The 14,560-nt window shown below is 40.7% G+C and carries 13 protein-coding genes; 7 read left to right on the top strand and 6 right to left on the bottom strand.

The window, feature by feature from the left end; translation table 11 throughout:
* Positions 1-29: 29 nt before the first annotated feature.
* The gene (locus SAE01_RS05415) at positions 30-1,736 is read right to left on the bottom strand and encodes a M28 family metallopeptidase (RefSeq protein ID WP_147202635.1); all 1,707 of its coding nucleotides are present in this window, start codon (positions 1,734-1,736) and stop codon (positions 30-32) included.
* Positions 1,737-1,890: 154 nt separating this feature from the next.
* Between SAE01_RS05415 and SAE01_RS05420 the strand changes: the two genes are divergently transcribed.
* From SAE01_RS05420 to SAE01_RS05430, 3 genes are all read left to right on the top strand, one after another.
* Entirely contained in the window at positions 1,891-2,469 is a 579-nt protein-coding gene (locus SAE01_RS05420; RefSeq protein ID WP_147202636.1) for a hypothetical protein, read from the top strand.
* A 44-nt stretch (positions 2,470-2,513) separates the two neighbouring features.
* Complete coding sequence (locus SAE01_RS05425) at positions 2,514-2,753, top strand: hypothetical protein (RefSeq protein WP_147202637.1); 240 nt, start codon at positions 2,514-2,516, stop codon at positions 2,751-2,753.
* Positions 2,754-2,823: 70 nt separating this feature from the next.
* On the top strand, positions 2,824-3,795 hold the full coding sequence (locus tag SAE01_RS05430) for an NAD(P)H-quinone oxidoreductase (protein WP_147202638.1): 972 nt from the start codon (positions 2,824-2,826) through the stop codon (positions 3,793-3,795).
* Positions 3,796-3,858: 63 nt separating this feature from the next.
* On the opposite strand, the gene dapB is transcribed toward SAE01_RS05430, so the two are convergent.
* From dapB to SAE01_RS05455, 5 genes are all read right to left on the bottom strand, one after another.
* Positions 3,859-4,578: a 4-hydroxy-tetrahydrodipicolinate reductase gene (gene dapB / locus SAE01_RS05435; RefSeq protein WP_147202639.1), complete on the bottom strand. Its 720-nt coding sequence runs from the start codon at positions 4,576-4,578 to the stop codon at positions 3,859-3,861.
* A gap of 62 nt (positions 4,579-4,640) precedes the next feature.
* Positions 4,641-5,294, bottom strand: a complete 654-nt coding sequence (locus tag SAE01_RS05440; protein WP_147202640.1) for a DUF5683 domain-containing protein — start codon at positions 5,292-5,294, stop codon at positions 4,641-4,643.
* A gap of 18 nt (positions 5,295-5,312) precedes the next feature.
* Positions 5,313-6,230: a ParB/RepB/Spo0J family partition protein gene (locus SAE01_RS05445; RefSeq protein ID WP_147202641.1), complete on the bottom strand. Its 918-nt coding sequence runs from the start codon at positions 6,228-6,230 to the stop codon at positions 5,313-5,315.
* A 204-nt stretch (positions 6,231-6,434) separates the two neighbouring features.
* Positions 6,435-7,235, bottom strand: a complete 801-nt coding sequence (locus SAE01_RS05450; protein WP_147202642.1) for a ParA family protein — start codon at positions 7,233-7,235, stop codon at positions 6,435-6,437.
* 36 nt (positions 7,236-7,271) lie between these two features.
* Entirely contained in the window at positions 7,272-7,952 is a 681-nt protein-coding gene (locus SAE01_RS05455; protein ID WP_147202643.1) for a metal-dependent hydrolase, read from the bottom strand.
* Between the two features lie 243 nt (positions 7,953-8,195).
* On the opposite strand from SAE01_RS05455, the gene SAE01_RS05460 reads away from it, so the two are divergent.
* The 4 genes from SAE01_RS05460 to SAE01_RS05475 all read left to right on the top strand — a co-directional run bounded on the left by SAE01_RS05460 (position 8,196) and on the right by SAE01_RS05475 (position 14,436).
* The gene (locus tag SAE01_RS05460; RefSeq protein ID WP_147202644.1) at positions 8,196-9,446 is read left to right on the top strand and encodes a metallophosphoesterase; all 1,251 of its coding nucleotides are present in this window, start codon (positions 8,196-8,198) and stop codon (positions 9,444-9,446) included.
* 256 nt (positions 9,447-9,702) lie between these two features.
* Entirely contained in the window at positions 9,703-10,092 is a 390-nt protein-coding gene (locus tag SAE01_RS05465; protein ID WP_147202645.1) for a hypothetical protein, read from the top strand.
* 65 nt (positions 10,093-10,157) lie between these two features.
* Positions 10,158-13,700, top strand: a complete 3,543-nt coding sequence (locus SAE01_RS05470) for a S8 family peptidase (protein WP_147202646.1) — start codon at positions 10,158-10,160, stop codon at positions 13,698-13,700.
* A gap of 151 nt (positions 13,701-13,851) precedes the next feature.
* Positions 13,852-14,436 carry a porin family protein gene (locus tag SAE01_RS05475; protein ID WP_147202647.1) on the top strand — a complete coding sequence of 195 codons (585 nt, stop codon included), beginning with the start codon at positions 13,852-13,854 and terminating at the stop codon, positions 14,434-14,436.
* The last annotated feature ends 124 nt before the right edge of the window (positions 14,437-14,560 follow it).

Consider the following 14,560-nt stretch of genomic DNA (forward strand, 5'->3'; position numbering starts at 1 on the left):
AATTTAAGAATTCGCTTAAAGATTTTCCACTAAGTACCCTTGATATACTTTTCCCTGATAGCCTTGAACTCTGAACCTTGCTTCCATTGTGGCATGGTCGACTCCATTGATAATCTTTTGCCAACTTGAAAAAGTAGTTTCAAATCTTCAAGTCCTCCTGCAAGGGTCCATGTTTTAGGATCGTATTGGTCAGATGGCCGATGATAATGTTGGAGTATGTATTCGTCTTGCCGCTGCTTACCATAGAGGGGCCCTTTACCCTCTACATCTATACCTGCTGAAGTATATAAAGCCGGTACACCAACTTTTGCAAAGTTGAAATGATCCGACCTAAAGTAACTACCTGCCTCGGGGCGTGCCTCAAAAGAAATGTATCGACCTGCTTTTTCTGCAGCGTCCTTAAGGTAATCTTCTAATTCTGACTGACCTGCTCCAACTACAATAATGTCTTTGGTCTTTTCAAATGCATTCAATCCGTCCATATTAATATTGGCAACTGTTTTAGCTGTAGGATAAACTGGGTTTTGAGCATAATAAGCCGAACCCCATAGACCTTGCTCCTCTGCTGTTACACTAAGAAATACAATTGTTCTTTCTGGCTTTGTTGTAAGCCTCTTGAAAACTCTTGCAAGTTCAAGAAGGCCGGCAGTTGCGCTTGCGTTATCATGGGCGCCGTTGTAAATAGAATCCCCTTTCTCGTCCGGTTTGCCAATCCCCAAATGATCCCAATGAGCAGAGTAAATAATGTATTCGTTCGGCCTTTTTGTGCCGGTAATTTTTGCAATGACATTATGAGATTGGTTATAGTTAGCCTTTACTTCGAGGCTAGCTGAGATTTTCACATTAAGTGAAACAGGTTTAAAACCCGCAATATCAGCTTTGGCAAAAAGAGTAGAATCATTACCAGAAGCTGCAAGTAACTTCTTAGCAGCATCAGCTGATACCCAACCAATCATGTCGCAATTTTTTTCATTCTTCCCGCGATTATCTAAGTGAAGCCTGGTTGTGTTCCAATTATTTTGTACAACCGAGAAAGGATAACTAGCACCGGCAGTGTTATGTACAATCAAACATCCTTTGGCTCCTTGCCGAGCTGCCTCCTCAAACTTGTAAGTCCATCTACCGTAGTAGGTCATGGTCTTTCCCTTGAAAAGTGTTGTGTCACCGCTGTTAAATGCAGGGTCGTTGACAAGAACCAGCACTACTTTATTTTTTACATCGAGCCCCGCATAGTCGTTCCAATTATACTCAGGGGCGACAACGCCGTAGCCTGCAAAAACAAGTTCGCTGTTCTCTAACGAGATTTTTGGATCAGCTTTATCCGTCCAGATAACATAGTCTACAAATCCCTTCAAAGTAAAATTGCTGTTAGAAGAACTTACCTGCATTTCAGGTGAAGCTTTAGTGGCAATGTTTACCATGGGTACATCCTGGAAATAGCTACTTCCATTTCCCGGTTCTAAACCGAGCCTCTTAAACTGATCTCTTAAGTAATTAATTGTTTTTGTCTCCGACTTCGTAAAAGGCTTTCTTCCCTCGAATTCATCCGAAGCTAGCACCTTAATGTGTTTTATAATGCTGTCAGTTTTGAAAGTAGATAGCCCTTCATTACTATTAATCTTTTGACCATGTATTTTCAAGGATAGTAAAACAAGCAGGAAGGGAAAAAGCAGAACAATTATTTGTCTCTGCTGCCCAGGTTTTATTTCTGATTTCTTTGAAGAAGATTGAAACATAAAAAAGTATATTTCTTAAAAAGTATAACGAAAAGGAAAATAAGTATTTAATAAGATACAAGTCAAATCTAATTATTCGTTTAAGTATAAAAAAGTAGAAATCTTAGTGCCTGCATGGCATACCTATTGTATACAAGTCAAAAGAAAAAAACAAATGAAAAAAGTAGCCGGATCTGTTTTATTGTTAGTGCTAATTATAAGTGCGATTACAAGTTGCAAGAAAATTATAAATTCTGTATTCCCGGGTGTAGATGTAGATGTTCCGGAAGTGGTCTTTACCGTTCCTGCACCGCCTCCCTTACCTCCCGGTTTCCCTGTACCAACAAGCGAGCAAGCCATTGGCTCGTTATCACAAAGTTTTAATTTAGACAGTGCAGTTAAGGCAAAGACAAACGGACAGTTTGGTGCAGGAGATGTTACATCAGTGAAGATAAAACAGATCATCTTCAATATGTCTAATGCCGATGAGCTTAATAACTTTTCAAACTTCGAAAGCGCCCGCTTCACCTTTGCGTCTAACGCTAGTCAAAATACCCCTGAAATAGAAGTGGCGTCTCTGACTTTCCCTCAAACAAACACCTCCGTTGTAACTTACACTGCCCCTGATAATGCTCCTGAACTTAGGCCTTATTTAAACGGAACCAAGCTTACGTATAATGTTTATGGTAAACTTAGAAGATATACTACAAAGGCAATTTCAATAAGCGTAAAGGTTACCATGAAGGTTAAATAACATACTCATTCACACCCATTGCTCATACCATCATTCACTACATTATGAATTGCGACAATGATTTTTACGTCCGCTTTGATAAGACTTTTGTTAAGGTGAAGCCTTTTTGCGAAAGCAGCAATATGCACTACAAGGTGTATTTACAAGAACAGGAGGTAAAGTTATTGAAGTTCATCGATGAGGCCGGCACAACCCACTGGCACGAGACAGGTAAAGGTGAGTCTAATTTAGCTACTGAATTAGGCAAACTTATAGAAGAGCAGCAAAAAGAGTTACTGCCTTAAGATTTCTATCCATGTTCTTTTTTTTAAATACACCCTCGTAGCTCTCCACTAATCTTCTTTAATACTTCGAATGAAAGCTATTGTAATTCGTGAATTTGGGTCAGCTGATGTCTTGCGACTTGGCGACAAGCCTATTCCGAAACCAGCTTCAGAAGAGGTGTTGATCAAAGTGTTTGCAGCAGGCGTGAACAGGCCTGATGTTGCGCAGCGAAAAGGCTCATATCCTCCGCCTCCCGGTGCGCCCGTCGATGTTCCCGGGCTTGAGGTCGCGGGGGTGATAGAAGAAGTAGGCCCGGCAGTGACACGGTGGAAAAAAGGAGATGCTGTATGCGCACTTATTGCTGGAGGTGGCTATGCAGAATATGCCCTAGCAAATGCAGGTCATTGCTTGCCTGTTCCCGGTGATTGCACTTTTGCTGAAGCCTGTTCTTTCCCCGAAACTGTTTTTACCGTCTGGCACAATGTATTTCAACGTGGTCAACTAAAACGAGGCGAACGTTTTCTCGTACATGGTGGAAGTAGTGGAATCGGCATTACTGCCATTCAGTTGGCTAAAGCATTTGGCTCTACAGTATATGCTACCGCGGGCTCAAATGAAAAATGTGATGCCTGTATTTCACTTGGCGCAGAACGATGCATTAATTATAAAAAAGAGGATTTTGAAGAAGCCCTTAAAAGTGAAGGCGCAGATGTAATACTTGATATGATAGGAGGGGATTATATTCCAAAAAACATTCGCCTTCTAAAAACGGAAGGGCGCCTCGTTTTTATAAATGCAATGAAAGGAGGCGAATCTGCTTTCAATGTTTCGGATATCATGCGCCGTCGTTTAACCATTACAGGTAGCACCCTTCGAAATCGGGAGCCGGAGTTTAAAACACAGCTTGCGGCAGAAATTGAAAAAAATGTGTGGCCGCTGATTGAGAGCAAAAAGCTGAGACCAGTTATTTATAAGCAGTTCCCCCTTGAAAATGCTGCACAAGCACACCAGTTAATAGAAAGCAGTGAACACATTGGGAAGATTGTTTTGATCAATAAATGATTTGCAACGTTTTATCTTTTTTCGAAATCTCCTTAAAATTCATTCAATCCTTTCATCGCGGTTCTAACCTAATCCCAATACATCTTTCATATTGAAAATTCCTTTCTTTCCGACTACGAATTCTGCAGCCTTCACTGCACCTCCTGCAAAGCCAATACGGTTATGAGCTGTATGAATGATTTCAATATCGTCAATTGCTGAAGTATATTTTACTTTATGGGTACCAGGTGCGGGGTCAACTCTGTCACTAATTATCACCAAATCTTCTTTGCTATTGCTTTGCTCATTAACCCAATTCTTTTTTCTTTTAACGTTCTGCAGGATTTGTTCGGCAAGCGTAATGGCGGTACCACTGGGTGCATCCTTTTTTTGTGTGTGATGGATCTCTTCCATTACAACATCATACTCACCATATTCTTTCATCAAACTCGATAGATAACTGTTTAATTCAAAAAACAGGTTAACTCCAATACTATAGTTACTTGCATACACAAGGCTTCCACCTCTATCGTTGCAAAGCTTTTTTATGTCCTCCCATTTATTCAACCAACCCGTTGAGCCAGACACTACAGGCACTCCTGCGTTAATACATTTCTCTAAATTTTCCACCGCGCTTTCAGGACCGGTAAATTCTATTGCAACGTCAGCCCTTTGCAAATTCTCCGGCATCATTTCTTCTACGTTGTCAATATTTATTTTTAGTACAATCTCATGCCCTTTCTTTACTGCTATTTCTTCAATAGCATGACCCATTTTACCGTAGCCGATTAGTGCAATTTTCATGAACGATGTTTACAGCGTTTTTGATTTTAACCCTCTAAAATGTTGATAGTAGAAGTTGAATGCTAAGGGATCAAAGATACCTTATGTGTAGGAGATTTAAATCCAAGAACAAGGCTAAAGCCTTTTGCATTTTTATTAATGACAGGATTTATTTTAAGAGACAAGTCTTCACTTACATCAAATTCTTTTAGATGTCCAAACACAGTTGCGTCAACAATATTAAGCCCCCATGTAAGTATGAAGTATAGAGTTGAATAGTCCCTGTCGCGGCGGTAAGAATTACGGTAGAATTGAAGCGACGTTGTCGCCAACGGTTGAAGTTTGGGGTTTATTTGCAGGGAATCTTGTGGACGATTAACGCGGATGTCATAAGCATCTCTAGTGCGTTTATACCACATGTTATTAAAAATCCAAAAACCAGCCATGGTTCCAATTGCCGCGTATACGATGGGAATTTTCCAGTACTCCCTGTTATAAGCCTGTCCCCACCCTGGTAAAATAAGTGAACGTAATGTGGCTGTACCAGGATTGTGTTTGGAGGCAGTTTTAATAGTATCCTTATTTACAATCTTTATGGAAGTATCTCTTGTAAATGCCGGATTTTTAGTTTGTGTAGTCGAGTCTGTACGAATAACAGTTGGATTACCTGTCTGTGCATAAGCACTATAGGCAATGAACGAAATAAGAAATAATATTAGTCTCCTTACACCTGTCATAATAACTTGTCCCAACCTTTAAGAAGTCGGCACATTCATTTGCTCTAAAATTTTGTTCAATTCCTGCAGCGAATAATAATCTATGCTAATGCTTCCAAAACCGTTTTTGTTGTGTGCCAGTTTCACTTTTGTTGCAAAATGAGAAGCAAGGTTATCTTCGATCCGCTTGTAGGCGGGAGGCAATGTTGGTTTTGCAGAAGGTTTGGCACTTTTTTCCTCGTTTTTGTATAATTGCCTAACGAGCTCTTCCGTTTGTCTTACGCTTAATCCTTTTTCTTTTATCTCGTTGTAGATGAATAGCTGTCGGTCGACTGTGTCTACGTTTACCAGGGCTCTTGCGTGTCCCATGCTTAAACTTCCATTTCTTACCGAAAGCTGAATGTCTGGTGGAAGTTTTAGCAAGCGGATATAGTTAGTAACAGTACTTCTTTCTTTTCCCATTCTTTCGGCGACCTGCTCTTGCGTATAGTCAAGTTCTTCCATCATACGTTTGTAACTGAGGGCAACTTCGATTGCGTTCAGATCTTCACGTTGCAGATTTTCTAAAAGAGCAAGCTCCAGTAATTGCTGATCGTTTGCATGCCTTACATACGCCGGAATGTCTTTAAGTCCGGCAAGCTTGCCGGCTCTCCATCTTCTTTCGCCACTAATTAGCTGGTACTTTCCACCTTCAAGCTGAGTAACAGTAATGGGTTGAATGATATCGTGCAGCTTAATAGAAGCTGCCAGTTCGTTTAACGCCTGCTCATCAAAGTCGCGGCGCGGCTGCTTTGGATTGATAGATATTTTATCCATCGCAATCCTGTTGATGCCGGTAACATTTTCAACTACCGGCGCTTTTAAAGTGCCTGCAGTCGTCTTTAAATCTGAGTCTATATTTTGTAAAAGACTCCTGATTCCTTTTCCTAGAGCGTCTTTTTTATTGGGCTGATTCATGGTCGTTTCGTGTTTGGAAGAAGGTTGGAGGTTTTGGTTTCAGGTTTAGGGTTTGAGTTGAAGTTGCTGTACGAGCTCAATAAAGAGTTTCAGTACAAGGGTGCGACGCAACGGCTGTAGAAACTGGGCGTAAATGCCAGGCTAAAAAAATCTTACAGACAGTCAACCCAAACTTTTAACCCAAACTCCGCACTTAAACCTTGATCAGTCTAACATCCTTTCTTCCTGGGTAATGCGTGTAAGATCGTTTTTTTGTAATATTTCTTTGGCGAGATTGAGATAATTAACAGCTCCTTTACTATCAGCATCGTATAAAATTACCGGCTTTCCAAAGCTGGGAGCTTCACTTAATCTTGTATTTCTATGGATGATGGTGCTGAAAACCATTTCATCAAAATGTCGTCTCACCTCGCTCACAACCTGGTTGCAAAGGCGAAGTCGTCCATCGTACATGGTCATTAAAATGCCTTCAATCTGCAAACCGGGGTTTAGCCGGTTTTGAACAATTTTAATAGTATTTAATAATTTGCCCAAACCTTCGAGCGCAAAAAATTCGCACTGAACAGGAACGATTACACTGTCGGCCGCAACCAAAGCATTGACAGTGATCAGGCCAAGAGAAGGGGAGCAGTCAATTACTATAAAATCATATTGATCCTTAACCGACTGAAGTAAATGCTTCATTACATTCTCGCGGTTTGGATAATTGATCATTTCTATCTCGGCGCCAACAAGGTCGATGTGTGAAGGGATAACGTCTAAAAAAGGGATCTCGCTCTTTAAAATTACGTCTTGTGAAGAAGTATTGTTGACCATGCAATCGTACAGACTGCTTGTTATGTTATGTAAATCAAAACCAACGCCGGTGGTGCTGTTCGCTTGTGGGTCTGCATCTACCAATAATGTCTTATACTCTAAAACAGCAAAACTTGCCGCCAAATTAATAGCAGAAGTTGTTTTACCAACTCCGCCTTTTTGATTTGCCACACCGATAATTCTTCCCATTTCAGTTATTCTCGTGTTCTCTTTTTGAAAGGTTACTTATAATTCGATTGTCTGTCCAATTTCAGGCAATAGTAGTGTTTTTCCCTCAGCCTTAAAAGCAGCGATCGCTTTTTCAGTATCGATTTTAATAAATCCGAAAGTATTGTAGTGTACTCCAACTACCACATGGCACTTTACAAAGTCAGCAGCAATTATAGCATCTTTTACGTCCATTGTGAAGTTGTCGCCAATAGGTAAAATGCAGAAGTTAAGTTGCGCCCATTTAGGAATTAACTGCATATCGAGCGTTAGGGCGGTATCTCCTGCGTAATAAAAGTTTTCCTCGGGCGTCATAAAAAGGAAGCCAAGAGGGTTGCCACCATAAGAGCCATCCGGCAAGCCGCCGCTGTGATGAGCTACAACACATTTAACGGTTCCGAAATCGAAGGACCACTTTCCACCTGTGTTCATTGGGTGAGTATTTTCGACACCTTGTTTCTTTAGCCACTCCGCCACCTCATAGCCACAAACAACTTGTGCCCTGGTGCGTTTTGCGATGGTGGCGCAATCAGCAATATGGTCACTATGTCCGTGAGAAACAAAAATATAATCTGCCTCAATAGTATTGATATCTATACTTTTTGCCAGTTCGTTTGGGGTGATAAAAGGGTCGAATAAAATGGTTTTACCCCCAATTTCTACTGAAAAACAAGCGTGTCCGAAACTTGTTAAAAGCATGTTCTACTTTTTAAGTTAATTGTTACTAAAGTTATTTTTCTAGAATGCCAGCGGTAAATTATGAATGTACGACTACAGTAATTAGTGGCTTCCATTGCCCTACTCTCTTATTCAAGAGTGCCGCAAAAATACGGCATACTTAAACAAATTGCTTTATAAACAGTTAATAGCTCACTCGAAGTTTTCAACACTTGATGATTAAGAGTACGACCCACTTCACTTTACTTTGCAAAAAATAAGGATATGCGCAACCGGAGTAGTTGGTGGATTATTATTGTCATTATGCTAATGCTTGACCTGTATGTTTTCCAGGTGCTGAAAGCACTGGCATCAGGAGCAAGCGAAAAAACGAGACTTGTTATCTACGTCGTTTACTGGGCGCTTTCGGTTTCATCTATTGCTTTCCTGTTATTGCTGCCTTATTTAAATACCGAAAGTTGGCCAAAAAACGTTAGAAATTATCTTTTTGCCACTATTGCCGGTCTCTTTATCGCAAAATTATTGGCGACTATATTTTTTCTGATTGATGATATCAGGAGAGGAATTACCTGGGTGTTAAGCAAAATGTTCCCTGAAAACATTGATAGTACCAACAACAATGCGGCATGGAATATGAGTCGCTCTGCATTTCTTAGCTGGTTAGGTGTAGGCGTTGGTGGTACCTTCTTAACGAGCTTTATTTATGGCTTTAGCAATAAATACAATTATGATATACAAAGAGTAAAGCTTTCATATAACAATTTGCCGGCTGGATTTAAAGGCCTCAAAATTGTTCAAATCAGCGATGTACACTCAGGCAGTTTCGCGAACAAGGCAGCTGTAAGTCGAGGCATCGATATGATTCTTAAGGAAAACGCTGACATCATACTTTTCACAGGAGACCTGGTAAACGACGTTTCCACTGAGATGCACAACTATATTGATGTCTTCAACAGGCTAAAAGCGCCCCTTGGTGTTTATAGTACGTTAGGCAATCACGACTATGGAGATTATGTTGAATGGCCTTCGTTACAGGCAAAGAAAGAAAACCTTGAGAAACTGAAAGGTATTCACAGGCAAATGGGATGGCGTTTGTTGATGAATGAGCACGTGGCCCTTGAAAGAAATGGAGATAGCATAGCTTTATTGGGTATAGAAAATTGGAGTGCACTAAAACGATTTCCGAAACATGGCAAAATGGAACTGGCTCATGCAGGTACAGAAAAATATCCGTTTAAAATTTTAATGAGTCACGACCCGACACATTGGGATGCAGAAGTACGGCCTAAATACGGCGATATTGATCTGGCTTTGGCCGGCCATACTCACGGGATGCAGTTTGGCCTTGAGACTCCTTTTTTTAAATGGAGCCCCGTTCAATGGGTTTACCGGCAATGGGCGGGATTGTACGAGGAAGGAAATCAGAAACTATATGTAAACCGGGGCTATGGTTTTCTCGGCTATCCCGGTCGTGTAGGTATTATGCCGGAAATCACAGTGATTGAGCTGGTCTAGTTTAAATTGTTTTGTAAAAAATCATTTATCAGCTATTGACATATTTAGGGCAGATTCTTTAAACCAGGAAAAATCATTCTCACGATTTCAGCCCGAAATTTGAACGGTTTTGTGTGGACACACGTATCTACTAACAATTACTTAAACAGCTCGTCTGGAAATATTACGAAAATAGGGCGAAGTTAAAAGTCTGTCGTTACCTTGTTAACCAACCGTTCCTGTTAGTTGCCAATAAGCAGAATGATATCTTAAGTGCATGAAAAATAAAACTATACTAATACTTGTCTTGCTATTTTTTTGCACTTTAACGCATGCGCAGAGTGTAAAAAATGAAGACAAGATAGATCCGGTTTTCAGGTTGCTTCTTTCGGGTGAAAACACAAAAACCATATCCGCAAATAAAAAGTGTGTACCCGGCAAGCGGCGGACTAAAGGAACCATTGAAAAAAGAGAGATTAAGGGGAAACTTTATGATTGCATAGTTTATACAAAAAATGCTAAAGCTTTAAAAGATAAAGGAATAGTGGTAGGTTCAACACTGCCAACTTTTGTAACTGCCAGGGTCTCTTTACAGCAAATTGAGCAACTGGCAGCAATGGACGAAGTGACCTATATCGAAGCGTCAAAAACAAATTATTCACACTAGAAGAAAACGGCTTATAAATCCGTTTCTGCATCCAGTAGCAGACAGTAGTTAACAACTCCGAGAGCATGAAGACATTTATTTTTAAACACCCAAGTCAGCATAATTCTGGTTATTTTCCTAATTTGAAAACGCCGGTTTTTTATGTAATTCTATTAATGGCGCAGTTGTCAGCATTTGGGCAAAGCCGGCAGGATTACAAGATTGACCCTGTTTATAGATTTCTCATTGAAGCTGCAAAATCGAAAACTTCCGATATTAATAGCTTGCCTGCTTTTGTAAAAAGGGTCCGCCCAACAAAAGGTTTTTCCTTCCCTAATTCAACCATCGAAGAGCGATACGAGTGCATCGTATACACTAGAAATGCAAAGGAGTTATCTGATAGCGGGATAGTGTTCAATTCGGTTCTACCCACTTTCGCTACTGCTTGGGCTACGTTAGATCAAATTAGCAAAATGGCCGCACTGCCGCAGGTTTTATATGTAGAGGCACCACAAACCTTGCATAAAGTAAATGATTTAGTAGTGGGCAGTTCCGGTGCATCTTTATTACACCAGGGAAAGTTGAACAACACGGTTTACAAAGGAAAGAATGTTTTGGTGGCAATTTTTGATTCCGGGATAGATTGGAAACATTTGGACTTTAGAAATCCTGACGATACTACCAAAAGTCGGATACTACGAATTTGGGATCAAACGATAACAGCAACGTCAGGCGAAACACCTCCTACTGGCTTTAGTTATGGTGTCGAATACACGCAAACCCAAATCAATAATGAGATCGACGGAACGCCGGCAAATTTTGTAAGGGAGAGAGACACCGATGGTCATGGTACTCACGTGGCTGGTACGGCAGTTGGAAACGGGCGCGCACTGCCATCAAGAAAATACGCGGGAATGGCGCCGGAGTCAGATATTATTGTAATAAAAGGAGGTGACAGCACATTTGATGACAACAGGATTATTGATGCGCTCACTTATCTTAAAACACTGTCAACTACTTTAGGAAAACCGGTTGTAGTAAATCTAAGTTCCGGCAGTTTGTTTGGTCCGCATGATGGAACTCGTCCCGTAGAACAAGCCATTGATAATTTTACAGCATCAGCACCTGGAAGGGCTGTGGCAGTTTCTGCGGGTAACGACGGCGGCACCAACAGACACAATCAATTGAATTTAGGTGCTAACCTTTCCGCGACCGTCACTTTCAATGCAACGGCTATTACATCAGGCACCGACGTATTTTCTTATGTAATTTATGCTAACACTAATGCTGCTATCAACGCCACCTTTACGACACCGGGAGGAGGTTCTGTAACAGCATTGGCAGGACAATCTGTAAGTGGTAGTATTCTGAATAATAATTTCACTGTTTTCCTTACTAATAGTATCGACAATAACAATAACAACCGTTACATACAGGTAAGGGTGGAAAGAAGCGGCTCTAACACCAGCTCTGCTGCCGGAACTTACTCGTTAAATCTTACCAATTTGACCGCTACTACCTTGAAGATGGATGGTTGGTTATACAGGTTGAATTCGGCTTTCAGTCCCACTGTTTTGGTAAACGGAGATAACGACTACATGATCAGCTCCCCTGGAAATGCTGCCTCTGCAATTACAGTTGCATCTTATGTTGCTAGAAACGCGTGGTACACCGCCTCTAATACTTCCCTTGGATACACGAGAGAAAGAGAGGACAGCATATCGTCCTTCAGTTCGCGCGGTCCCAGGAGGGACAATGTTCTAAAGCCTGAGATTTCAGCCGACGGGCAGGGAGTAATTTCGAGTTTATCATCCACTATAACTAAACTAGACTCTAGTACTGTTATAGAGAAAGGTCTTTATTTTCTTAACCAGGGAACCAGCATGGCAACACCTGCAGTTTCGGGCGCATTGGCCCTGTTACTGCAAGCAAATACCGCAGCAACTGCTCCTCAATTGAAAACTTTGATAACTTCTACAGCCGCTAAGGGAGGGATGACAGAACTAACTGGACCGACACCTAATCCTACCTGGGGCTATGGTAAGTTGGATGTTTTCAAAGCAGCTTCCTTGTTGTTCAATTGCGGTCCTGCCGAACGAAGGACTTACAAATACGACTCGTCTACCAGGAATTCAGAGCAGACTGGATTTAAACGAACAACGGAAAGAATTGGAGTTAGGTTTAGTCCTGACATATCAGGAAAATTAGGCGGAGTGTATTATCAAACATTAGGATTTTCAACAAGTATAATAATTGAAATCCGAAGTAGTAATGCAGGAAATCCCGGGAGTTTGTTGGGAACATTAAGTATTCCTTCAAACCTTATTCAAAAGTATTCATGGAATTACTATGACGTCAGCACCCTTAATGTGACAGTTACAAGTGGTGTAGACTATTTTGTAGTTATCTATAGAGATCCTGCAAGTAGCGAAGATTGGAGCGTAGGAGCAGAAAGATTGTTTCTTGACAATAGGTCGCTTACTTCAACTAACAATGGATCAAGCTGGAGTATCGTAAATGCTGATTTTAAGATTCGGTCTGTAGTGTATAACAATCTTCAATCATCAGGTGCTATTGCTACTGCTACTTCGGCCGATACGAGAAATATCATCAGCAGTAACAGGTTTATAAACGCGAACTGCCAGTTAATTGCACAGGTAATTCCCGCCGGCCTTAATCCTGTTACGGGTTCTATAACAAGCCGTGTATGGCTAGAAGGTTCTGTTCCTCGCTCTGGTGCACTTCCTTACGTATCACGTCACTATCAAATAACACCGGCTATTGGTACAGCTACTACAGCCAGCGTTACCTTATACTTTACCCAGGCAGAGTTTACTGCCTATAATAATGATCCCGCAAGCGTTTTAGATTTACCTGCTAATCCCACCGACGTCACAGGAAAAGCCAATTTGAGGGTTGTAAAATATTTCGGAACAAGCAGTGATAATACCGGCTTACCTGCTACGTACACGGGAAGCCCAACTATTATAGATCCGGCCGACGGGGACATTGTTTGGAACGCAGAACTAAATCGATGGGAAGTAACGTTTGATGTAACGGGTTTTGGTGGCTTTGTTGTACAAACAAACACTGCGACCACTACGCCTGGCCTCATCGAATATTTTAGGGGTGTTAATCAAGGCGCAACCAATGTTGTAAGTTGGAAGGTTAATTGCACTGGTGTCAATACAAATTTTGATGTTGAACGAAGCAGCAACGGAATCGATTTCAATTCTATTGGAACTATAAGCTCTTCTCTTGACCGCTGTTTACAACCGTTTAGTCTCGAAGACCCTTCTCCGCTTAATGGTAATAATTACTATCGTTTAAAAGTTACCACTGGCGGTAGTTCGGTTTATTCAGACTTAGTTCAACTACAAAATAATAGTCAACCTGTAACTAAACTCTATCCTACCATTTTTGCCAGAGGTTCAAGTGTGAATGTAAGGTTTACAGGTACCAAAGGCAGCCTGGTTGTTTATGATGCAGTAGGGCGACAAGTATTTAGAAGGGTACTGGTTAATGGTCTTCAAAGCATCAATGTAAGATTGGCGAGTAGTGGCGTTTATTTTTATACTATCACGGATGACAACACCGTTATTGTAACAGATAAGATTGTTGTTCAATAGAACTTTGCATAAATTTTTATAATGATAAGACTGAAGAAAAAACCTTCTTCTTGTTAAAGTGCTACTAATAACATTCAGGCTCAATTAGTAATGGAAGTGGCAAAAGTTTCTGGCATAACAATTGAACTTTCGAGGAAAAAACCCAAAGAATATGAAAAAGGTAGCCGGATTTTTTGTTGCACTGTTTACTATGATAGGTGCAGCTAATGCCCAAAAATTTAACTTCGGTGGCAAGCTTGGATCTAACTTAACAAAGATCTCAGGAAAGGCTTTTAAAGAAGGATACGAACTTGGATATCATGTAGGCGCTTTTGCTGAAATTGATGTGACGCGCAAGTGGGGTATTCAACCAGAAGTTTTATGGAATCAAAGCAATACCAAGCCTAGTTCTAATTTTGGGGATATTACTGGCAACTGGCAGGAAAATACAAAAGATATACAATTAAACTATCTCACTATTCCGGTATTACTTCGCTATAATGTAGGCAGTCTTCTGACACTCAACCTTGGTCCACAGTTTGGCATTTTATTAAATAAAAACGAATCGCTTTGGAGCAATGGTAAAGAAGCTTTCAAAAGCGGTGATTTTTCTCTAACAGGGGGTGCAACGGTAAATTTAAAAATGATTCGGGTTTACGGCCGTTATAATGTTGGCCTCAACAACCTCAACGATGTTGGTACTCAAGACAAGTGGAAAAGTCAGCAAGTTCAGATGGGTGTTGGTATTAGTTTATAGAACTATTGATAATATTATTTTTTCAGCATTGTCTTACGGCAATGCTTTTTTATGTCAGTTTGTTACCTTCAACAACTTTTTATTCAAGTGGCATTAATATTGAAAGTTCTAATACCGCTCTTCC

Origin of the sequence: Segetibacter aerophilus (assembly GCF_007991655.1) — a bacterium.
GTDB lineage: Bacteria > Bacteroidota > Bacteroidia > Chitinophagales > Chitinophagaceae > Segetibacter > Segetibacter aerophilus.